The sequence below is a fragment of the Vibrio sp. 1F279 genome (assembly GCF_041439815.1).
Lineage (GTDB): Bacteria > Pseudomonadota > Gammaproteobacteria > Enterobacterales > Vibrionaceae > Vibrio > Vibrio tasmaniensis_A.
Genome location: NZ_JBGOOU010000007.1, coordinates 17,533 through 39,983 on the forward strand (window position 1 = coordinate 17,533; position 22,451 = coordinate 39,983).

The 22,451-nt window shown below is 43.9% G+C and carries 21 protein-coding genes and 1 pseudogene; 18 read left to right on the top strand and 4 right to left on the bottom strand.

What is annotated here, in order from left to right; all coding sequences use genetic code 11:
- The first annotated feature begins 1 nt into the window (after position 1).
- The 3 genes and pseudogenes from ACED60_RS07240 (at position 2) to ACED60_RS07250 (ending at position 1,778) form a co-directional block, all read left to right on the top strand.
- Complete coding sequence (locus ACED60_RS07240) at positions 2-832, top strand: ATP F0F1 synthase synthase (protein ID WP_086050297.1); 831 nt, start codon at positions 2-4, stop codon at positions 830-832.
- Between the two features lie 231 nt (positions 833-1,063).
- Positions 1,064-1,246, top strand: a pseudogene (locus ACED60_RS07245) (NAD(P)/FAD-dependent oxidoreductase); the annotation flags it as partial.
- A gap of 124 nt (positions 1,247-1,370) precedes the next feature.
- A complete protein-coding gene (locus ACED60_RS07250; protein ID WP_135380882.1) occupies positions 1,371-1,778 on the top strand; it encodes a hypothetical protein in 408 nt (135 codons plus the stop codon).
- Between the two features lie 148 nt (positions 1,779-1,926).
- Here ACED60_RS07250 and ACED60_RS07255 read toward each other — a convergent pair whose 3' ends face one another.
- Positions 1,927-2,820: a DMT family transporter gene (locus ACED60_RS07255; RefSeq protein ID WP_135385279.1), complete on the bottom strand. Its 894-nt coding sequence runs from the start codon at positions 2,818-2,820 to the stop codon at positions 1,927-1,929.
- A gap of 138 nt (positions 2,821-2,958) precedes the next feature.
- Between ACED60_RS07255 and rmuC the strand changes: the two genes are divergently transcribed.
- The 7 genes from rmuC to tatC all read left to right on the top strand — a co-directional run bounded on the left by rmuC (position 2,959) and on the right by tatC (position 9,294).
- On the top strand, positions 2,959-4,491 hold the full coding sequence (gene rmuC, locus ACED60_RS07260) for a DNA recombination protein RmuC (protein WP_371727224.1): 1,533 nt from the start codon (positions 2,959-2,961) through the stop codon (positions 4,489-4,491).
- A 65-nt stretch (positions 4,492-4,556) separates the two neighbouring features.
- Positions 4,557-5,336, top strand: coding sequence for a bifunctional demethylmenaquinone methyltransferase/2-methoxy-6-polyprenyl-1,4-benzoquinol methylase UbiE (gene ubiE, locus ACED60_RS07265; RefSeq protein WP_029222994.1), 780 nt, complete (start codon positions 4,557-4,559; stop codon positions 5,334-5,336).
- Between the two features lie 97 nt (positions 5,337-5,433).
- The gene (locus ACED60_RS07270) at positions 5,434-6,039 is read left to right on the top strand and encodes an SCP2 domain-containing protein (RefSeq protein WP_052880271.1); all 606 of its coding nucleotides are present in this window, start codon (positions 5,434-5,436) and stop codon (positions 6,037-6,039) included.
- Positions 6,036-7,670 carry a ubiquinone biosynthesis regulatory protein kinase UbiB gene (gene ubiB, locus ACED60_RS07275; protein WP_048661277.1) on the top strand — a complete coding sequence of 545 codons (1,635 nt, stop codon included), beginning with the start codon at positions 6,036-6,038 and terminating at the stop codon, positions 7,668-7,670. The genes ACED60_RS07270 and ubiB overlap by 4 nt, the downstream gene beginning before the upstream one ends.
- A 54-nt stretch (positions 7,671-7,724) precedes the next feature.
- The gene (tatA, locus tag ACED60_RS07280; protein WP_009848052.1) at positions 7,725-7,979 is read left to right on the top strand and encodes a Sec-independent protein translocase subunit TatA; all 255 of its coding nucleotides are present in this window, start codon (positions 7,725-7,727) and stop codon (positions 7,977-7,979) included.
- A 3-nt stretch (positions 7,980-7,982) separates the two neighbouring features.
- On the top strand, positions 7,983-8,390 hold the full coding sequence (gene tatB / locus ACED60_RS07285; protein WP_004735566.1) for a Sec-independent protein translocase protein TatB: 408 nt from the start codon (positions 7,983-7,985) through the stop codon (positions 8,388-8,390).
- 148 nt (positions 8,391-8,538) lie between these two features.
- The gene (tatC, locus tag ACED60_RS07290) at positions 8,539-9,294 is read left to right on the top strand and encodes a twin-arginine translocase subunit TatC (protein ID WP_009848051.1); all 756 of its coding nucleotides are present in this window, start codon (positions 8,539-8,541) and stop codon (positions 9,292-9,294) included.
- A gap of 309 nt (positions 9,295-9,603) precedes the next feature.
- Here tatC and ACED60_RS07295 read toward each other — a convergent pair whose 3' ends face one another.
- Positions 9,604-10,365, bottom strand: coding sequence for a TatD family hydrolase (locus tag ACED60_RS07295; protein WP_371695158.1), 762 nt, complete (start codon positions 10,363-10,365; stop codon positions 9,604-9,606).
- Between the two features lie 208 nt (positions 10,366-10,573).
- On the opposite strand from ACED60_RS07295, the gene hemB reads away from it, so the two are divergent.
- The 3 genes from hemB (at position 10,574) to polA (ending at position 15,634) form a co-directional block, all read left to right on the top strand.
- Positions 10,574-11,617 (top strand): porphobilinogen synthase, encoded by a 1,044-nt coding sequence (gene hemB, locus ACED60_RS07300; RefSeq protein ID WP_009848049.1) that lies wholly within the window; start codon positions 10,574-10,576, stop codon positions 11,615-11,617.
- Positions 11,618-11,698: 81 nt separating this feature from the next.
- Positions 11,699-12,139 (top strand): GNAT family N-acetyltransferase, encoded by a 441-nt coding sequence (locus tag ACED60_RS07305; RefSeq protein ID WP_009848048.1) that lies wholly within the window; start codon positions 11,699-11,701, stop codon positions 12,137-12,139.
- Positions 12,140-12,832: 693 nt separating this feature from the next.
- A complete protein-coding gene (polA, locus tag ACED60_RS07310; RefSeq protein WP_371727225.1) occupies positions 12,833-15,634 on the top strand; it encodes a DNA polymerase I in 2,802 nt (933 codons plus the stop codon).
- Positions 15,635-16,141: 507 nt separating this feature from the next.
- Here polA and ACED60_RS07315 read toward each other — a convergent pair.
- Both ACED60_RS07315 and yihA read right to left on the bottom strand, forming a co-directional pair.
- Positions 16,142-16,741, bottom strand: coding sequence for a GTP-binding protein (locus ACED60_RS07315; protein ID WP_371727226.1), 600 nt, complete (start codon positions 16,739-16,741; stop codon positions 16,142-16,144).
- 230 nt (positions 16,742-16,971) lie between these two features.
- Positions 16,972-17,631, bottom strand: coding sequence for a ribosome biogenesis GTP-binding protein YihA/YsxC (gene yihA, locus ACED60_RS07320; RefSeq protein WP_017099574.1), 660 nt, complete (start codon positions 17,629-17,631; stop codon positions 16,972-16,974).
- Between the two features lie 148 nt (positions 17,632-17,779).
- On the opposite strand from yihA, the gene ACED60_RS07325 reads away from it, so the two are divergent.
- The 5 genes from ACED60_RS07325 to hemN all read left to right on the top strand — a co-directional run bounded on the left by ACED60_RS07325 (position 17,780) and on the right by hemN (position 22,384).
- Complete coding sequence (locus ACED60_RS07325; protein ID WP_009848044.1) at positions 17,780-18,397, top strand: cytochrome c; 618 nt, start codon at positions 17,780-17,782, stop codon at positions 18,395-18,397.
- A 557-nt stretch (positions 18,398-18,954) separates the two neighbouring features.
- Positions 18,955-19,593 carry a class I SAM-dependent methyltransferase gene (locus ACED60_RS07330; RefSeq protein ID WP_004735576.1) on the top strand — a complete coding sequence of 213 codons (639 nt, stop codon included), beginning with the start codon at positions 18,955-18,957 and terminating at the stop codon, positions 19,591-19,593.
- Entirely contained in the window at positions 19,593-20,150 is a 558-nt protein-coding gene (yihI, locus tag ACED60_RS07335) for a Der GTPase-activating protein YihI (protein WP_004735577.1), read from the top strand. Before ACED60_RS07330 ends, yihI begins: the two co-directional genes overlap by 1 nt.
- Before the next feature lie 6 nt (positions 20,151-20,156).
- Entirely contained in the window at positions 20,157-20,645 is a 489-nt protein-coding gene (locus ACED60_RS07340; RefSeq protein ID WP_009848043.1) for a DUF2489 domain-containing protein, read from the top strand.
- A gap of 347 nt (positions 20,646-20,992) precedes the next feature.
- Entirely contained in the window at positions 20,993-22,384 is a 1,392-nt protein-coding gene (gene hemN, locus ACED60_RS07345) for an oxygen-independent coproporphyrinogen III oxidase (RefSeq protein ID WP_009848042.1), read from the top strand.
- Positions 22,385-22,451 lie beyond the last annotated feature (67 nt).

Consider the following 22,451-nt stretch of genomic DNA (forward strand, 5'->3'; position numbering starts at 1 on the left):
CGTGGATTCAGTACTGACTAAAGTTAAAGGTCGCAGTAAAAAGAATGTATTTAAGCTGCTTTCAGACGAAACACTGTTCGAGGAGTTGCTCGTTACTGATGATGCCTGTGTTGATTATGCCCCTGACCACAACCTAGACGAAGATTCGTGGTTTAAAATCGATAACTTTAGTCAGCAGCCATACTGCGTTGATATTCTTAAAGCCGATTTTGATTCAAAAGATTATGACGACCTTCCAAAAGCTAAGTTTAAAGACATTACTCTGCTTTATGCGATTCAAGGCAATAATTTCTATTTCCAAAAAATAACGCCTTCCCTTTTTGTCACCAAGAAGATGATTGCATTCGGTGAAGCTGCGGAGCTTGAAAGTACTGAAAAGCGTTTGGTTGTTAATCAAGTGGCTGATGCTGTCTACTACAAAGCGCAGGATAAGTTAGTATTTAAGAGTCTAGCGACAATATCTAGCATCTTTAAAGGTATTGATGAGCTATACAAAGAAGCAACAAAAGAAGAGGTTGAAAAGTTCTTAGAAGAGGACTTTATTGAGCTTGCTGATGGTTATGATACGTCGAAGGTATCAAAGCCTAACCGTAAACGTATCGCATTGGCAATGGATACACTGGCGGCATTACCAGTGGAAGAGCGAGACCAAATGTACTCGTATATTCATAGTTACTGTGAGCAAAAGTTAACGTTCGATAAAGAAAACAGTAAGTTTGAAATCAATTCAGACGATGAGCTGAAATATTTGCTCTACGGTATTGAGCAGCGTTTTTATACTACACCTCTAGGGCATGAAAAGCGTTTGGCTAACTCAGTTCAACCAATGTAATACACTAGTTGAATAGTTATGCATTGCTATTTGATGTTCTCGGGTTCTTAGCAAAGCCCATGACATCTCCCCAATGCGGTTCAAAAATGTGGGTATAACCATTGTTGAATTGCTAATTTGGTTTTTACATCAGTTCGGTTTCTTGAGAACTTACAGTGCTGCAAGTTAAGTTTGAAGTATAAAATACAGAATTGATAAATTGTATTTTGACAACTTATGGACTGTGTTAGGAAAACTGCCGAAGTGACTCTAGGCGGAGTGGATACTGATCACCTATCTTCGAAAACCATGGAGTGTAAGAGTGTGCCTGGCCTCTATTTCATCGGTGAAGTAATGGACGTAACGGGTTGGTTAGGGGGCTATAACTTCCAATGGACGTGGTCGTCTGGGTGGGTTGCAGGCCAAAACGTATAGCACACTGGCGATGGCTAAGCTTATTCATTTAGAGCATTTTCAGTCAGTAGAAAAAATGACTTCGTCACAAATGATAAAGATTATAAGTGATTGATGTTTTAATTATTTAAATGAGGGGTTTGCAATGAATCAGACAAAAGTAAAAAGCATTCTATTGGCAGCAGGAGCGATGAATGTTGGTGCTGTTTTACTGTTTTCACGCTTTTTTACGAATAGTGCCATTAACGAAGCCGATCCCGTTGTAATGTCCAACTTTGGATTGATTATGATCGTCGTTTGGGGTTTAGCGTACCTTGGGGCTGCAACAATCAATGCGAACATCAAATATCTTGCTGGTGCTTTCTTTATTGAAAAGTTGGTTTATGTGGTGATTTGGGTGAATTGGCTTTCCAATAATACGCTATCACCAGTATATGAAGCGGATACGATGGCTGGCGTGTTTTACACAATTTATGGCGTAAATGATTTTATATTTATGATCTTGTTTTTCATGATATTTAAGTCCAAATTTGATATGAAAAACAACGGTTGAATATCGAACATTGAGACTTACAACTTAATGTTATCTTACAGAAAAATGGCGAGTCATATGACTCGCCATTTTTGTATCTAACATCTAATTGAGAAAATTAGACTATATCGATAGCTTTTCGTGCTCAATCGAGTCTTTTAGCTCTTATTTACGTAGGGTTTTTCTTTGAAAACTTGATCTGTTGAATCACCAAACCAGCAATAATCAGCATCAAACCAAACAGTGTCGCTGGGTGAATCTCTTCGCCAATGATGGTCGAAAGTAGCATCAACGAGATAAACGGTGAGGCAAAAATTAGGTTGCTGATACGTGCCGTATTGTTGGTTAGTTTTAGTGCTGAGAGCCACAAGACAAAGGTAATGCCCATCTCGAACAGGCCAACGTAAGTCACGGCCATCCAACCTTTCGCTGTGATTTGGCTAAAACTCTCGCCCTCGTAAATGGTTAAACCAATTGCGAATGGCAATGCCACTAAGAACCCAAGCAGTACACCCACCACAGGGTCAGCCTTGTTTTTGGTATTGAGAATCCAGTAGCCTGCCCAAAGCAATGTTGAAAGCAGCGCCAGTGCCACACCGAGTGGGCTATCGAACTGCATGCCTAATACATCACCTTTGGTGGCAATGACTACCACACCCGCATAGCTGAAGGTACACGCAATCCAATCTTGTTTACGAATCTTTTGCCCCAGAAAAACCGCAGCCATTAAGGTTAGCGTGATCGCCCAACTGTAGTTGATGGCTTGAGCTTGAGATGCAGGCAGTAGGTCGTAGGCTTTGAATAGAATCAGGTAATAGGCCAGTGGGTTAACCAAACCGAGCAGTAAGTAATACCAAGGGTTTGAAAGAAACGTGGTACTCAGCTGAGAAAGCTTACCTTGAAACGCGCAAACCGCGATTAGCGCAATCGACGACACAATGCTGGCGATGGTCAGCATTTGAATCGGTGAAAACTCAGCAAGGGTCAGCTTAAAAGCAGTAGCGACTGTTGACCACAGTAATACCGCAGCAAGGCCAAAGCCCAAGGCACGACGTTCGTTCATAGCAACTCATTCTAATTTGATGGGGTAGAATAGGGAGCGCTTAGTCTATCTGTCGAATTTTAATACGGCAAACTGGACATTTATCCAGTATCAAAATACCATTTAATGAGTTATTTCCAATTAGGCTAAATCATTATCATGCAATGGATTATCGAACATCAGGCAACGCTTATCGCTGCAATTTCTGGCGCGCTCGTCAGCGGCGGTGTCGTGGGTTGGTGGATCAAACAGAAGTTCTCTTTTCAGCAGCGACTTCTTGAACAGCAACTAGAGTCCGACCGTTTGCTGCATGAGTCTCAACAATCTCAGCTCAAATCCTCACTCGCAGAGGCGCAACAAGAGCTTGATGAGTTAGATGATGATCGAGATAAAGCGGCATTTGAACTTAAGCAGGCACATGGCAAGGTGATGGCTGCGATGGAGAAGCTGCGCTATTTTGAAGCCGTGAAGCAAGAACGTCAGCAGTATGCCGATGATATCAATGTTCTTAAGGAGCATAAGTCTGAGTTGGAGGCAGAGCTTCGCGAGCAAGAAGCTAGGCACGACCAAGAAAACCTCGCTAACAGTGAAAAACTGCAGCTGTTAGAGCAGGCAGAGTCCCGATTGAAGCAGCAGTTCGAACTGTTAGCGAATCAACTGTTTGAGAGCAAAACCGCCAAGGTCGATCAGCAGAACAAGCAGAGTCTTGAAGGTTTGTTATCACCGTTGAGAGAGCAGTTAGAGGGTTTTAAGAAGCAGGTTAATGACAGCTTCAGTCAAGAAGCCAAAGAGCGTCACACCTTGGTACACGAACTGAAGAACCTACAACGTCTCAATGAGAGCATGACGCGTGAAGCGGTTAACCTGACTCAAGCGCTAAAGGGTGATAATAAACAACAAGGTAACTGGGGCGAGGTGGTACTGGCTCGCGTGTTGGCGGATTCTGGCTTACGAGAAGGCCATGAATATCAAACTCAGGTGAACCTACAAAACGATGCCGGCAAGCGTTATCAACCCGATGTAATTGTCCATCTGCCACAAGATAAGCAAGTGGTGGTCGATTCGAAAATGGCTTTGGTGGCATTTGAGCGCTACTTCAACGCTGAGACCGATCAACAACGTGATGCAGCACTGCGTGATCATTTAGCTTCACTGCGAGCGCATATTAAAGGCTTGAGTCAGAAGGATTATCATCAGCTCAAAGGTATACAGAGCCTTGATTATGTATTGATGTTTATTCCGGTAGAACCCGCGTTTCAAGTCGCGATTCAAGCTGACCCAAGCTTGGTCAAAGACGCGATGGAACAAAACATAATCTTGGTCAGCCCTACGACCTTGCTGGTGGCACTGCGTACCATTGATAACCTGTGGCGCAACGAAAGACAGAACCAGAATGCACAAATCATTGCAGAGCGCGCGAGCAAACTTTACGACAAGCTGCGCTTGTTTGTTGATGATATGGAAGGTCTTGGTAGCTCATTGGACAGAGCCAACCAAAGCTACCAAGGTGCTATGAATAAGCTGGTGACTGGTCGTGGTAACGTGATTCGTCAGGCCGAAAGCTTTAAGCAATTGGGTGTTGAGGTGAAGAAACCTATCTCGGTTGGCTTGGCGGAAATCGCTCAAAATGAGGCTTTTTCAGAAAATGCCTCCTTAGTAGAAAGACAACCCGCTGAGGATAAAGTAAACTAATCGGCCGCAGCGCCTCTAAAGAGAGAGTGTACTGTCGATGAGAACTTACCATGGTAGATAACAGCATTATGGACACAAGCGTGCAGACAAATTCAGCAGTAGAGTCAGAAACCACACACTTTGGTTTCGAAACAGTCGCGAAAGACCAAAAAGTCGCGAAAGTAGCAGAGGTATTTCACTCTGTAGCCGCTAAATACGACATCATGAATGACTTAATGTCGGGTGGTGTTCACCGCTTGTGGAAGCGATTCACGATTGATTGCAGTGGCGTGCGCCCTGGTCAACGTATCCTAGATCTTGGTGGTGGTACTGGCGACCTTACTGCGAAATTCTCGCGCATCGTTGGTGAAAAAGGCCACGTGGTTCTTGCTGATATCAACAACTCAATGCTGAATGTTGGCCGCGATAAACTGCGTGATAGCGGCATTGTTGGCAACGTACACTATGTACAAGCGAACGCTGAAGAGTTGCCTTTCCCGGATAACTACTTCGATTGCATTACCATCAGCTTCTGTCTGCGTAATGTAACCGATAAAGACCAAGCGCTGCGTTCAATGTACCGCGTGCTTAAGCCGGGTGGTCGTCTGTTGGTTCTTGAGTTTTCTAAGCCAGTGCTTGAGCCACTATCAAAGGTTTACGACGCATACTCTTTCCACCTATTGCCAAAAATGGGTGAGCTGATTGCTAACGATGCAGACAGCTACCGTTACCTTGCAGAATCTATCCGCATGCACCCTAACCAAGAGACTTTGGAAGGCATGATGCAGGAAGCGGGTTTCGAGAATACTAAATATTTCAACCTAACGGGTGGCATTGTTGCGCTGCACCGCGGTTACAAGTTCTAGTCGAACTTGGTAGCAGGCTCGTTGAGCGTGCTAAAAATAAGAATAAAGATAGAACGGATAGGTTAAGGCTTATCCGTTTTCAAAGGTAAGGACAGTCATGCCATTTGATCCATTGGTCACCGCGGTTATTGAAACCTCTTTAAATACTTTCGTGAACGATGATCCAGCTTTGGTTCGTCGTTTGTCTCGTTTAAAGGGGCAGATCATTCAAGTTAATTTGAAAGAGTTGAATAAAACACTCACTTTCGTTTTCAGCCAACAAATTGATGTGTTGTCGGAATACGAAGGGCAGCCTGATTGCTACCTATCTTTGAATTTATCGGTGTTACCGGAACTGCGTGAGCAATCGAACATCACCAAGCTGATCAAGCAAGATAAGCTGATCTTAGAGGGTGATATTCAACTGGCTCAGAAATTCGCTCAACTGATGACAGACTGCAAGCCTGACTTGGAAGAGTGGTTATCGCGCGTAACGGGTGATGTGGTTGCTCATACCTTGGTCCAAGGCGTTAAAAACGTCGGTGGTTTTGTGGCAAAGCAAGCCACCAAACATCAAAGCCATGTTGCTCAAGTTCTGACTGAAGAGTGGAAGATCGCACCAGCGCCATTAGAAGTCGCGCACTTTTGCGATCAGGTTGATGACGTGAAAAGCTCTGCAGCACGTCTTGAAGCTAAGTTGAACGCTCTGTTGGAGAAAGCATGACCCCAACAGAACTGAAACGTCTTTATCATATTATCAAGGTACAGTTGGAATATGGCCTTGATGAGTTGATGCCAGAGCACCAATTGACCAAAGCCCCTTTGCTGGCGCGAAAGTCGCTGTTTTGGCTTAAGAACAAGCATCAAGATAAAGAGTTGGGTCATCGCTTACGTCTCGCGCTGCAAGAGCTTGGGCCTGTGTGGATCAAGTTCGGACAGATGATGTCGACGCGTCGCGATTTGTTCCCTCCTCATATCGCCGATCAACTGGCACTGTTGCAAGACCAAGTTGCGCCATTCGATGGTCAATTGGCTAAACAAGATATGGAAAAGGCGCTCGGTGGCAGTTTAGATAACTGGTTTACCGACTTTGATATCGAGCCTCTGGCTTCTGCTTCTATCGCTCAGGTGCATACCGCAAAGCTTAAAGAGAGCGGTCGTGAGATTGTTCTCAAGGTAATTCGACCTGATATTCGCCCGGTGATTGACGCAGATCTAAAACTGATGCACCGAATGGCGCGTATAGTCGCTAAGTCGCTTCCTGAAGCACGTCGTTTGAAACCTGTTGAGGTGGTTCATGAGTACGAGAAAACCTTACTTGATGAACTAGACCTGCGCCGCGAGGCGGCCAATGCGATTCAACTTCGACGTAATTTTGAAGGCAGTGAAGAGCTGTATGTTCCAGAGGTTATCCCTGATTTAAGCAGTGAAACCTTGATGGTGTCAGAGCGAATCTATGGTATTCAGGTTTCAGATATTGAAACGCTAAACGCCAACGGCACCAACATGAAATTGCTCGCGGAACGTGGCGTGACGGTCTTCTTTACCCAAGTATTCCGAGACAGCTTTTTTCATGCAGACATGCACCCAGGCAACGTATTCGTTAACCCTGAAAATCCAGACAACCCTCAGTGGATTGGTTTGGATTGTGGCATTGTCGGCACACTCAACAGTGAAGATAAGCGCTATTTAGCAGAGAATCTGCTGGCTTTCTTCAACCGAGATTATCGTAAAGTCGCTGAGCTGCACGTGGATTCGGGGTGGGTGCCACACGACACCAACGTCAACGACTTTGAGTTCGCGATTCGCATGGTGTGTGAGCCAATTTTTGCAAAACCACTTGGCGAGATCTCATTTGGCCATGTGTTGCTAAACTTATTTAATACAGCAAGACGTTTCAACATGGAGGTTCAGCCTCAGTTGGTGCTTCTGCAGAAGACCTTGTTGTATGTGGAAGGCCTAGGTCGCCAGTTGTACCCGCAGCTTGATCTGTGGGCAACCGCCAAGCCTTTCCTTGAAACCTGGATGATGAATCAGGTAGGGCCGCAAGCTGTGATCAACGCAGTAAAAGAGCGCGCGCCATTCTGGGCAGAAAAACTGCCAGAGCTGCCAGAGCTGCTTTATGACAGCTTACGCCAAGGTAAAGCGATGAACCACAGAATGGATCAGCTTTATCAAGGTTACCGAGATAGTAAGCGTCAGCAAGCAACTGGAAAGTTTTTGTTTGGCGTTGGAGCCACTTTAGTCGTATGCTCCGCAATATTAGTTTCAAGCCCTTATGAGCAGCTATCTATGGGCTGTGGCATCGCAGGTGTCACATTTTGGTTGCTTAGTTGGCGAGCTTACCGTCGTTAGACAGTAGACTCTCTTAATATTTTTTATGTGTAGACAGACCCGAGGACAATGACAATGGGTGGTATCAGTATTTGGCAACTTCTAATCATTGCTGTAATTGTAATTTTACTTTTCGGAACAAAGAAACTGCGCGGTATGGGTGGTGACTTAGGTTCAGCGGTGAAAGGCTTCAAAAAAGCGATGAGCGATGAAGACAAGCCTGCAGATAAGAAAGATGCAGACTTTGAACCAAAGAATATTGAACAGCAGAAGACAGAAGCTAGCGCTGAAACAACTGCTGAAACAAAGAAAGACAAAGAGCAGGCGTAAATCGTGTTTGATATCGGTTTTTGGGAACTGGTATTAATATCTGTCGTTGGGTTAGTGGTTTTAGGACCTGAGCGTTTGCCCGTGGCGATTCGTAGTATTTCCAAGTTTGTTGGACAAGCGAAAAGCATGGCAAACAGTGTGAAAGATGAACTTTCTCACGAGCTTAAGGTGCAAGAGCTGCAAGAAAACCTACGCAAGGCGGAAAAAATGGGTATGGAAGATTTATCTCCAGACCTAAAAGCGTCAGTCGATGAACTCAAGCAGGCCGCTGCTCAAGTTCAACGTCCGTACGCTAAGCCTGAGTCTGATAAGCCAAGTGAGACTGAACCTAGTGTCACGGAAACTGTGGAATCTGAAACCATTCAGGTCAACAGCGAAGCTTCAGCACCGTCAGATAAGAAAGCCGAATAGTCTCGCAAGGAGGAGTCGCCAGATGCTTGAGTCGCTAGATGTTTAAGTCGATAGCTATTCAAGTAGATATCTATTCAAGTGGATACCAATTCAACTGGATAGATAGGTGCGCGGCTCCTTTTCGATCTTCCTGTTTAAGAGGTTTGACATGTCTTCGACTGAGCAGACACAGCCTTTAATTAGCCATCTTCTAGAATTACGTAATCGCCTACTACGCGCGATTGTCGCCGTTCTAGTGATATTTGTCGGGCTAATTTATTTTGCTAATGATATTTATGAATTCGTATCAGCACCTTTGGTAGATCGTCTGCCTGAAGGGGCGACGATGATCGCAACGGATGTTGCATCGCCATTTTTTACACCGCTAAAACTAACCTTAATCGCGTCTATTTTTGTCGCGGTGCCGTTTATTTTGTATCAGGTGTGGGCCTTTGTTGCTCCGGGTTTGTACAAGCATGAAAAACGCTTGATCATGCCGCTATTGGCTTCAAGTTCTTTGCTGTTTTACTGTGGTGTGGCGTTTGCTTACTTCGTAGTATTCCCATTGGTATTTAGTTTCTTCACGGCTATTTCCTTAGGGCAGGTAGAGTTCGCAACAGACATATCAAGTTATCTCGATTTTGTACTCGCGCTGTTCTTTGCTTTTGGTATTGCCTTTGAAGTACCAGTAGCGATTATCTTGTTATGTTGGACGGGGGCGACAACGCCTAAGGCTCTGTCTGAAAAGCGTCCGTACATTGTTGTCGGTGCTTTTATCGTCGGTATGATGCTGACACCTCCCGATATGATCTCGCAGACACTGTTGGCGATTCCAATGTGTATTCTGTTTGAGATTGGTCTGTTCTTCGCGCGTTTCTATGTGCGTAAGCCAGATGCGGATGAAGAGGAAGAAGCTGAGTCTTGATTCTGCTGTAAGAACATAATTTGCTAGAGCCCTTCAGCAAAAATCACACAATAAAAAAGCGGCCCGAGGCCGCTTTTTTATTATGTCGATTTTATCGAACCTTTAACTGATAGCCACAGTTCTGACATATATAGAGCTCTTTGATGCCCAAAATTTTATGCCATAGGGTTCGATGTTGACGTTGTAAGTGAATAGTGTGTTCACGCATAATCAGCTCGATTTAATTTTGATCTATTATAATTATCAATATTAAACCATACACCTATGCATTTCAATGAGTAGCTCTAAAGTGTTATGTGGAATAAGGTCTTATATATTAAATAGAGCGCTAGCATTTTTTGAAGTAGTGGTATCGACTTCTTCAAGGCTAATCCCGCGCAATTCAGCGATGCGTTTTGCTACCAATTCCGTGTAGGCTGGCTCATTACGTTTACCGCGATTCGGTGTTGGTGCCAAGTATGGGCAATCTGTCTCTAGAATGACGTAATTCATATCAAGATGTGGAATCACTTTGTCCATTCCTGAGTTCTTAAAGGTCGATACACCGCCTAAACCTAAGTGAAAGCCTAGCTCGTTGATTGCCTGGGCTTCCTCTAAGCTGCTGCCAAAGCAGTGGAATACGCCACGTAAGCTGCCATCTTGTTCTTGGCGAAGTAGGGCAAGTGTCTCTTCAATGGAATCACGCGTGTGGATCACGACAGGTAGGTCTAGATCTTTTGCCCACTGCAGTTGAGTCACGAAAGCCATCTCTTGTTCAGCCTTGAAGGTTTTATCCCAGTACAAGTCGATACCAATCTCACCCACGGCGATAAAGTCATGTTTATCAAACCAAGCTCGAATGGTTTTGAGGGTTTGCTCGATATTCGCATCCACATAACAAGGGTGTAAGCCCATCATTGAACGACACACATCAGGAAACTGAGCTTCCGTCGCTAACATGGGCTCGATAGATTCTAAATCGATGTTCGGCAATAGAATGGTATCAATACCTTGAGCCAGTGCGCGTTGCACGACTTGTTCACGGTCTTCATCGAATTCGCTCGCGTAAATATGAGCATGGGTGTCGATCATTATTTTGTCCTGAAAGCAGTCTTTACTGAGTTGTCATGAGTATACGGCAGTGTGAGGAGAAGGTCATTTTTTGCCATTTATCCCTGTTTTTGAGTGGGTTTTATATTTTACTGCTAGCGTCCTGAGCCATCAGTGATATGCTTTTGCCTGTATTTAGCACTTTTCATATCTAAGCATTTCGGTGCTTAGACTAGGCAAGGAGAATCTAGTGTCTGTTTCAATTCAAGGTCAATTCCCAGGTCGCCGTATGCGCCGTATGCGTAAACACGACTTTAGCCGTCGCCTAATGGCAGAAAATCAATTGTCTGTGGATGACCTCATCTACCCAATGTTTATCCTGATGGGTAAAGACCGCCGCGAGCCTGTCGAGTCAATGCCGGGTGTTGAACGCTTGTCGATCGATCTGATGCTTGAAGAAGCGGATTACCTGTCAAAATTGGGTGTTCCGGCGATTGCTCTGTTTCCGGTCGTGAACCAAGATGCTAAAAGCTTATGCGCGGCTGAAGCTCATAATTCAGAAGGTTTAGTGCAGCGTGCGGTACGTTCATTAAAAGAGCACGTGCCAAATATGGGTGTGATTACTGATGTTGCACTGGACCCATTTACTACTCACGGCCAGGACGGCATCATCGATGAAGATGGTTACGTGATGAATGATGAAACGACTGAAGTGTTGATTCAGCAGGCGTTATCGCATGCTGAAGCCGGTGCAGATGTGGTTGCTCCGTCGGATATGATGGATGGTCGTATTGGTAAGATCCGCGAAGCGTTAGAGGAAGCGGGTTATATTCATACTCAGATTATGGCGTACTCTGCGAAATACGCATCGTGTTATTACGGCCCATTTCGTGATGCAGTTGGCAGTGCTTCGAACCTGAAAGGTGGTAATAAGAAGAACTACCAGATGGATCCTGCCAACAGCGATGAAGCGATTCACGAAGTGGCAATGGATCTTAATGAAGGTGCGGATATGGTGATGGTTAAGCCAGGCATGCCTTACTTAGACATCGTGCGTCGTGTGAAACATGAACTTCAAGCACCAACGTATGCTTATCAAGTGTCTGGTGAGTATGCGATGCACAAAGCAGCAATTCAAAACGGTTGGCTGAAAGAACGCGACACCGTTATGGAATCACTGCTGTGCTTTAAGCGTGCTGGTGCTGATGGCATTCTGACTTACTTCGCTAAAGATGTTGCAGAGTGGCTTGCTGAAGACAATGCACAAGCAGCCAAGCACTTAAAAGAAAAGTAACAACTTAACGTTAACTTAAGTGATATTCAGTAAAAGGGTTGGCCATTGTGTCAGCCCTTTCGCTTATGAGGATGGAAGAAGATGTCAGTCATAGTACGTGAAGGTTCACTGGGAGAGGTTGTGTCTGTTGTCGAGCAGATCTCTGAATTTGCTAGAAAAGAGAGTGTCGCTTCACTGGCAGCTCGGCTTGAAGGGAAAAAGAGCCTGATCTTAGTGGCTGAAGAGGCGAACGTGTTACTCGGCTTTAAAATTGGTTATGAGCTTAACTCAAATACTTTCTATAGTTGGTTTGGTGGTGTGTCACCGCTTGCAAGAAATAAGGGGGTCGCACAGGCTCAATTAGATGTTCAGGAGCAGTGGGCACAAGAGCGGGGTTATGAGCAGCTGAAAGTAAAATCTCGTAACCAGTTTCCTGCGATGCTGTGTTTACTATTGAAAAATGGATATCGAATTGAAAAATTGGAAGAAAAAGAAGAGATTAATGAAAATCGAATCCATTTCGTGAAGCAATTATCAGCTTAATGATTTGCTTTATCGGGGTGATAAATCATTTAAAATGAATTTAATGAGATTTATTATCATTTATTTGTTGACTATTAAATGAGAATCATTATTATTAACCCTGTCTTAGGGAATGAGGAAATGTTCACAAGGATGTTAAGTACTCAAGTATCAACTTGGTTACCCAACAGAATTCTCGCGAACTTGTACTAAGTTCTTTTTGACACGACATTGCTCACATTGCTTCCAGTGTAATTTATAGCTTTTAGGTAAAGCTGTGGTATTCAATTTGAATGGCTTTACCAGTTTTTGCTAGGCGACATCTTCGGGTGTCGCTTTTTTTATACCTCCAATTCAACAATATGCATATTTAGTGGCACGTTTTTTTATGAATAAAACGCCATCAGCATTCTTTTCCACAATGCAGGATCGTAAAAAGATCGTTGATCATATGTTCGATCTGTAAAATTATTCTTTATTTTCAGTGTATTGCTGGTGTTTTTTGATTTGTTAACCTTACTTCTCAACAGGGTGGATAAATAATATAAACAGAGTTATCCACAGAACGCTTGCGTCTAAGAACAAAAAATAACAACAAATCGATTATAACGAATACAACCGAGTGAACGGATACAGATCGACAACATGGAATCCAACCAACAGACGTGGCATTCTTAACAGATAATTTCTGTACTTACTGGATTCACAAATATTATGGCTCGTATTCCTGATAATCCATTGATTCTGATCGATGGCTCTTCTTACCTATATCGCGCGTTCCATGCTTACCCTGGCACCATGAGCAATGGTGATATCCCAACGAACGCTGTTTATGGTGTAGTTAACATGCTACGCAGCATGATGCGTCAATTTGCTTCTGATCGTATTGCGGTTATTTTTGATGCGAAAGGGAAAACGTTCCGTGATGACATGTACCCAGAGTACAAAGCAAACCGCCCACCTATGCCTGACGATCTTCGTTGCCAGATAGAACCATTGCACAATGTGATTCGTGCGATGGGTTTGCCACTTATCTCTATTCCTGGCGTTGAAGCAGATGACGTGATTGGTACGCTTGCTTCTCAAGCTTCTGCGATGGGGATGCCTGTACTTATCAGTACTGGTGATAAAGATATGGCGCAGTTAGTTGATGACAACGTTACTCTGATCAACACCATGACCAACGTGGTAATGGATCGCGAAGGTGTGATTGAGAAGTTTGGTATCCCGCCAGAACTGATCATCGATTATTTGGCACTGATGGGTGATAAAGTCGATAACATCCCTGGTGTTCCGGGTGTGGGTGACAAGACAGCGACGGCTTTGCTACAAGGCATTGGTAGTATCGAAAAGTTGTATCAGAATCTTGATGATATTGCGGCGCTTGGTTTCCGTGGTTCGAAGACGATGGCTAAGAAGCTGGCTGATAATAAAGCCAATGCTGACATGTCTTACGAGCTTGCAACAATCAAGCTAGATGTTGAGCTTGAAGAGACACCAGAATCATTGGTAAAAGCTCAACCCAATATCGATGAGTTGATCAAGCTATACGGTCAATTGGTTTTCAAATCTTGGCTGAACGAGCTCCTTGAAGGTGGCAGCGGAGTGGTTGAGGCGGATGAGAAATCTTCCGCAGCGGGAGCTGGATCAGTACGTAGCAGCGCTTCTACTGTAGAGATGAATACGTCTGCCGTGACGATTGATCGTAGCAACTACGAAACGATTCTAGATGAAGCGTCATTCAATGTTTGGTTAGAAAAGCTTAAAGCAGCTGAATTGTTTGCTTTTGATACTGAGACAGACAGCCTTGATTACATGGTGGCGAACCTGGTCGGTCTATCATTTGCGACGGACGAGGGCGTTGCCGCTTACGTACCGGTTGCTCATGATTACCTAGATGCACCGCAACAGCTGGATCGTGATTGGGTACTTGAACAACTGAAACCGATTCTTGAAGATGATGCTCAAGCTAAAGTGGGTCAAAACCTGAAGTACGATATGAGTGTGCTAGCGCGCTACGGTATCGAGATGAAAGGCATCAAACACGATACCATGCTGGCGTCTTACGTTTTCAACAGCGTAGGTGGCAAGCATGATATGGACAGCCTAGCGCTGCGTTTCCTTCAGCACAGCTGCATCTCATTTGAGCAAATCGCAGGTAAAGGTAAGAAACAGCTTACTTTCAACCAGATAGAACTGGGTGAGGCGTCTCCATACGCTGCAGAAGATGCTGATGTGACATTACGTCTTCATAACCGCCTGATGGAAAACATTGAGCAAGATGAAAAGCTAAAAACCATCTATGAAGAAATCGAAGTACCACTGATTCCTGTGATGTCTCGCATTGAACGCACAGGTGTATTCATTGATGACATGTTGTTAGGGGCTCAATCGCAAGAGATTGCGGTTCGTCTGGATGAGCTAGAGCAGAAAGCTTACGAGATAGCAGAGCAAGAGTTCAATATGAACTCGCCAAAACAACTGCAAGCGATCCTGTTTGAGAAAATGGGTCTGCCAGTTATCAAGAAAACGCCATCAGGTGCACCTTCAACCAACGAAGAAGTGCTTCAAGATCTGGCGCTTGATTACCCGCTACCTAAGTTGATCATTGAGTATCGTGGTCTTGCGAAGCTTAAATCGACGTACACAGATAAACTGCCGAAGATGATCAACGCTGAGACTGGTCGTGTTCATACGTCTTATCATCAAGCGGTGACCGCGACGGGCCGTTTGTCTTCGACTGATCCAAACCTACAGAACATCCCAATTCGTAATGAAGAAGGTCGTCGTATCCGCCAAGCATTCGTTGCACAGCATGGTTGGAAGATTCTAGCGGTCGATTACTCTCAAATTGAATTGCGTATCATGGCGCACCTATCGGGTGATAAAGCGCTGCTGGAAGCATTCCAACAAGGCAAAGATATCCACGCGGCAACGGCTGCTGAGATCATTGGTGTTGATATTGATAGTGTGACCACTGAGCAGCGTCGTCGTGCTAAAGCGGTTAACTTTGGTCTTATCTACGGCATGAGTGCTTTTGGTTTGGCTAAGCAGCTAGGTATTCCTCGTGGCGAAGCACAACACTACATGGATACTTACTTTGAGCGTTACCCAGGTGTGATGCAGTATATGGAAGACACACGCAGCGCGGCTTCAGAGCAAGGCTTTGTTGAAACCATTTACGGTCGTCGTCTGCACCTTCCTGAGATTCAATCTCGAAATGGCATGCGTCGTAAGGCTGCTGAACGTGCGGCAATCAACGCGCCAATGCAGGGCACAGCAGCAGATATCATTAAGAAAGCGATGCTGTTGGTTGATGAATGGATTCAAGCGGAAGGCGATGGTCGTGTGAAACTGCTTATGCAAGTACACGATGAATTGGTCTTCGAAGTGGAAGAGTCAGCTTTAGCCGAAATTGAAAGTAAAGTACAAGAATTGATGGAATCCGCCGCAGAGCTAGAAGTACCGCTTGTCGCGGAAGCTGGCCACGGTGACAACTGGGATCAAGCCCACTAATCAGTTTTTGACCTTATTGAGTAAATTAGTATGAGCCAGTGCACAAACACTGGCTTTTTTTTGTCTCGAATAAAGTTAAGTCATAAGAAGATTTTGGGTGTTTTAATAAAACGTTCATGAAAAAAAACTACAAAAATGGTTTTCATTTCTGAGCAATTGTTGTACATTAAATCTTGTAGGGTACAGAGGTAAGATGTTCTATCTTTCAGACCTTTTGTTTCACGTTATTGGATTAGGCTGATTCAGCCGCCCCAGTCAGTATTTGACTGGGGCGTTTTTTCTTGTGCGAAAGAAAAATATCTCCAACCTACTATTCCCCCGTAAAATCTCCCATTTTTAGTGCCTTTTGTTACGTTTCCCCCAAGCAGCGTGATAAACACTTGATTGCCTTAGATCTGGAACTCAATCAGCAATTGGTAATTTTAATCCGTCTCTAAGTGCATTGTTTTATTCTTGAAAATAACTTTTATTTTACAAGTGATTCATAATGCATTGATCGTTTACGTCTTATTTATCAGTACATTGAGTGGGTGAATGCTCAATGTAGTCCATGATTTCCTGTTGTTTCTCTGTGCTGTATTTCAGAGCTTCGGCCGTGATCTGGATAGATTGCGCCATAGAAGAGATATTGTTGGTCGCTTCCACCAAGGTTTGCTGCATGGGTTTTAGGATAAGTAGATAGATAGCGGTCAACGCGATAACAATGACAGTGATAACGGCTGCCAACGCAATAATGATTTTAGTTTGGATATCATCTAGCAGTAATTGACTGGTTTTCTTAAAGGCGAGTCGAGATTGGTCTAAGACTTGTGGGAGTTGATTGAGTGATGTCTTGGTGGAGCTCGCAAGTTGATTGATGCTTTCAACGGTTTGATTCAAGGCTTGTTGTTGGTCATTGCTGAGGTTGGGGTTGTTGACTATCGCCTGCAAAGATTGTGATATCACCTCAAGGGACTCACTCGCGTCTTTTGCGTACTTTTCCATACCATCTAGGTCTAAAGTCATATCGACATTGATTAATGGGACTTGTTCTTGTTCTGCTTCAGAGGCAAACCCTGTCAGTGAGATCAACATAAGTGCAATGATGGCCAATGGTGTTTTCCACATGAGTATTCCTTTCTCATTGTTCTGTTTATTTAGATGTGTCTTTTAGTATGGTTTACTTCTCTCGTTTCTAACTGATTAATCTTGTCTTTAATTCTCAAGACTTAGGTTTAACTCACTAATTTTTGGGCAAAAAAATACCCCACCTATAAAAGGCAGGGTATTAATAAGGCTAAATCACTTGCTGTAAGTGCTTTAACTTCTAATTACAGATAAAGCTCTAGATAGAGGAATTACTCTGAGTCGTTGTGCTCTTCGTCCGCTAGCTCATCAATGATTTGATCAGCAAACACAGGTGCAAACCACTCATCCATCTTGGCACGCAGTTGGTCAACGCCGATGCCCTTCATTGAAGAGAAGACATCAACCGCAACATCACCACCGAAAGATTTCGCATCATTACGGATTTTCAGTAGCTGTGCTTTACGCGCACCACTTTTCAGTTTGTCTGCTTTTGTTAACAAAACTTGTACTGGGATGCGGCTATCGATAGCCCAGTAGATCATTTGTTGGTCAAGGTCTTTCATTGGGTGACGGATATCCATCAATACCACTAAACCTTTTAGGCTTTCACGTCGTTGTAGGTATTCACCTAGCGACTTCTGCCATTTTTTTTTCATCTCAAGCGGTACTTGAGCGAAGCCATATCCCGGTAAATCGACAATATGACAGCCGTCGGTAACCTTAAATAGGTTAATTAGCTGAGTTCGACCTGGGGTTTTACTGGTTTTCGCCAAGCTTTTTTGGTTTGTAACGCGGTTTAGTGCGCTAGATTTACCAGCATTGGAGCGTCCTGCAAACGCAATTTCGATCCCTTCGTCTTCTGGTAAGTGACGAATATCAGGTGCACTGGTAATGAAATGCGTGTTTTGATAATGAATTTTTACGCTCACTGTTAACTCCATCTCGACTTTGTGTAGTCGATTGATTACTTTTTTGTGAATTTGTGTAAAATAACCGTGCTCGGCATAAGGTCGCCTATTGTACCATGAGTGGCAACATAGAGTGGTACTGGAAGCTTGATAATTATAATGGAATGTCATGAAGAAATTAGCGCTAATTTTGAGTCTTTTAGCCAGCTGCTCAGTATGGGCTCAAGGTAGTATTGAAGCTGGTAAAGCCAAATCACAAACATGTGTTGCCTGCCACGGTGCTGACGGCAACAGTCTGATCACTCAGTATCCTAAGCTGGCTGGTCAACATGAGAAGTATCTAGAGAAGCAGTTAAAAGAGCTTAAGCTAGGTATGACGAGTGGTGGTAAACAAGGTCGTTACGAGCCTGTAATGGGTGCAATGGCGATGCCTTTATCTGAAGAAGATATGGCTGACCTAGCGGCATACTACGCATCTCTCCCTATCTCTAGTAACTCTACTCCTGAAAATGTAGTAGATGAAGGTAAGGTTCTTTACACTGCGGGTAACGCAGAACGCGGCGTAACGGCTTGTATTGCTTGTCACGGCCCTCGTGGTAATGGTACCGAACTTTCTGGTTTCCCTAAGATTTCAGGTCAGCACGCAGATTACATCAAGGCTCAACTTGAGAAATTCCGCGATGGTAACCGTAATAACGACATGAATGCGATGATGCGTGATGTAGCTAAAAAGTTAACAGACGCAGATATTGATACCTTATCGAAGTACGTTGGTGGTTTACACTAATATGTCGGTTTCTTGCTCTTAGCCAGAGTAATGAAATGTACGTTCGAGCGAGATTGAAGAGACGCCCCGATCAGTAATGGTTGGGGCGTTTTCTTTTGTATTGATTTTATATATCCGGTTTGTGTTAATGTCTAATTTATCAATGCGTGTTCGAATTGTGTACAAAAGTGTGAGCTCGCACTCTTGTAGTCTTTTTGTAAAAAGGTAAAGTAGCCGCCATCAGCTAGGAGCTGACTTAGATACGGATGGTCATCTAGTCTAACGGTATAGACAGAAACGGATCAGGCTAGGACAGCCCAGCAACAAGGTGTTAGAAAAGGATAGCCAAAACTCATCAGGACGATGAACAACAAACAAATTTGGCATGGAAAGCACCAATAACAAATGGAGATTTGTGTACCAAGTTGAGTATGCAAATTTTGGCCGATATAGGCAGATTTAGAGAGCGATAGGTTTTCCTATCGCTTTTTTTATTGATTTGATGAAAAAACACCCAATACCTCTCCACTATAAACTCAGTTTCTGGTATGTTTCGCATCCCTGTTTAAGGATGTGCTATGTATACTTGTCCCTTATGCCATCACCAAGGCGTGAATCACTATTTTGAAGACAAACGCAGAGCCTATCTGCAGTGTCAGCAATGTGAACTGGTATTTGTTAAACCTGAACAAAGGTTAGAAGCAAAAGAAGAGAAAGCACACTATGATCTCCATGAGAACGATCCTAGTGATGCAGGCTATCGCCGTTTTCTATCTCGCATCGCGGATCCACTAACAGACAAAATTTCATCTAACTCACACGGGTTGGATTTTGGTTGTGGCCCAGGCCCTACGCTATCTATTATGTTAGAAGAAGCCGGACACACCATGGAGTTGTACGATATCTATTACCACCCAGAAGCTTCTGTGTTGGAAAAAACGTATGACTTTATGACTGCCACGGAGGTGATAGAGCATCTTTATCACCCAGACAAAGTGTGGCAGCAATGGTTGAATTTAGTTAAACCCAAGGGCTGGATTGGTCTTATGACTAAACTAGTAATAGACGTAGACGCGTTTGCTGGTTGGCACTACAAGAATGACCCGACACATGTCGTCTTCTTTAGTCGTCAAACATTCCAGTTTTTGGCAGAGCGGGATAAGCTCGAACTAGAATTTTTTGGAAATGATGTAATTTTACTGAGGAAAGTGCAGTAATGGGTCGTAGTAAGAAATCAAGAAAACCGGGAGCACTTGGCGCTCCGGAACCTATGGTTACTCGTAACCGTAGTGAATCTGATGTTGAAGGTCGTGAACGTAAGCGTGTTAAAAAGCGTAAAGGCCTTAAGTCTGGCAGCCGTCACTCTGATGGTAGCGAAGCAAAACAGCGTAAAGCTGCACTAGCTCGCGACCCTCGTTTAGGCAGCAAGAAAAAAATCCCGCTGATTGTTGAACCAGCGAAGAAGTCGACGAAACAAGAGCGCAAGCTATCTAACGAACAAGAGTTAGAGATGCTTGAGAATGATGCTCAACTGAACACATTGCTAGATCGTATCGAAAATGGTGAAAACCTAGGTGCAGGTCTGCAGAAGTTTGTTGATGAGAAGCTTGATCGTATCGAACACCTAATGGGCCGCTTAGGTCTGCTAGAGCCAGAAGACGATGAAGAAGAGATCTTCGAAGAAGCACCGGTTGCCTCTAAGAAGAAAGCAAGCTCTGACGAAGACTTGCTATCTCAATTCGAAGATTTCGACTTAGACAGCTTTAAAGGTTAATAGCCAATGAACGTAACCTTATTAGCAATTGCTGGTGGAATTATCATTCTCGGCTTGGGCTCTTACGCAGGTTACCTTCTACTTCAAGTGAAGAAGCAGACGGAGTTGCAAAAGCAGCATCAAGCACTTGCCATTGAAAAACGTAACGCGACGATTTACGAAAACGTAAATACTTTGTGCTTAGCGGGTATTCAAGGCCAGTGTGACTTACCTGAGATCAGTATCCGAGTGTGTATCATTATGGATAACGTTCAGGGTGATGAGCGTGTCGATTTTGATTCTGAGTATCCTGCTCTTTCTGAGCTGTACCATATCGTAAAAGATATGGCTCGCGGAGATGCAAGACAGGAACTGACGAAGAAAGATCGCATGCAGCAGAATCTCACGCGCCATAAGGCAGAGACTCGCTTGAATGATGCGGTCATCGAAGATTTGAAAAGGTTGCAGGAGAAGGTTAAGCCTCTCAACAACCAAATCAACATTCAGATGATCTAGTCACTAAGACTATTTAATGTAGAGGCTTGTTTAATACTCTATTTTTAAGACGTGCTGCTTTTAATACCTATGCCTTTAAGACACTTTGCCTTAAAGGCATATTGTTTTTAAGTCGTCTTGCTTTTTAATAGACAATGTTAAATGAGCTTTCTTACCTTTTGCGTCTCGTTAATTCCGACGCTTTGTTAGTGATCAAGCTAGCAGTTCTGAGTTTTTGTCTGAAAAATTGATTTTGTCTTGGAACGACCTTACTGGTCGTGTGGCAAAATAACCCGTCTATATTTTAATGTATGTAAAATGATTTGAGAGACCTTAGGTTCTCGCGGATCTAAATTGGAAGTACCGCTATGTCGAGCAAGCCAGTAACAACGAATCAGCAAATCGTTTGGGATCAAGAAATCTTAAACAAGTACAACTATTCGGGACCTCGTTACACCTCATACCCAACTGCGTTGGAGTTTCATGAAGCGTTTACTGTCGCTGATTACGACATGGCGTGTACTCAATATCCTGATCGTCCACTCTCTCTTTACGTGCATATCCCATTTTGTCACAAGCTTTGTTACTACTGTGGTTGTAATAAAGTCATTACTCGTCACTCGCATAAAGCGGATGAGTACTTGGATGTGATTGAACATGAAATCCGCCAGCGCGCCTCTTTATTGAATGGCCGTAAAGTGACTCAACTGCACTTCGGTGGTGGTACACCAACGTTCTTGACCAAAACACAAATCACTCGTTTGATGGGCATTTTGCGTGAAGAGTTTAACTTCACCGCTGACGCTGAAATCAGTATTGAAGTTGACCCGCGTGAGATTGAGCTAGACGTACTTGACCACCTTCGAAATGAAGGCTTCAACCGCCTGAGCATTGGCGTGCAAGACTTTAATAAAGAAGTACAGAAGCTGGTTAACCGTGAGCAAGATGAAGAGTTCATTATTGCAATGGTTCAACGTGCGACAGAGCTAGGCTTCCGTTCAACTAACCTGGATTTGATCTACGGCCTACCAAAGCAGACTCAAGCTTTGTTCGCTGAAACATTGAAGCAAGTGTTAGAAATGAAGCCGGGCCGTTTATCTGTATTTAACTACGCACACATGCCGCAACTGTTTGCTGCGCAGCGTAAGATAAAAGATGAAGACCTACCTGAAGCTAAAGAGAAGATGGCTATCTTACAAGATACTATCGAGACGCTAACCGGTGCGGGTTACCAGTTCATTGGTATGGATCACTTCGCACTACCTGAAGATGAGCTAGCCGTAGCACAACGTGAAGGTATTCTGCATCGTAACTTCCAAGGCTACACGACCCAAGGTGAAGCTGACTTAATTGGCTTCGGTGTTTCTGCGATTTCTATGGTTGGTGATGCTTACGCACAAAATCAGAAAGAGCTGAAGAAGTACTACGCTCAGGTGAATGACCTGCGTCATGCACTTTGGAAAGGTGTTGCTCTAGACAGTGACGACCTTCTACGTCGTGAAGTGATCAAGCAGCTGATTTGTAACTTCAAGCTTGATAAAACAATGATCGAATCTGAGTTCTCGGTTAACTTTAATCGCTACTTCAAAGAAGACTTAGAGCTTCTACAAACCTTTATCAACGATGAGTTGGTTGAAGTCGATGACAAAGAAATCCGCGTAACTTTGCGTGGCCGTTTGCTGATCCGTAACATCTGTATGTGTTTTGATAAATACCTACGTGCCAAGGCTCGCCAACAGCAATTCTCTCGCGTCATCTAATAAATCGATAGAGAATAGAAACATAAAAAATGCCAGCATCATGCTGGCATTTTTGTATCTGACTCAT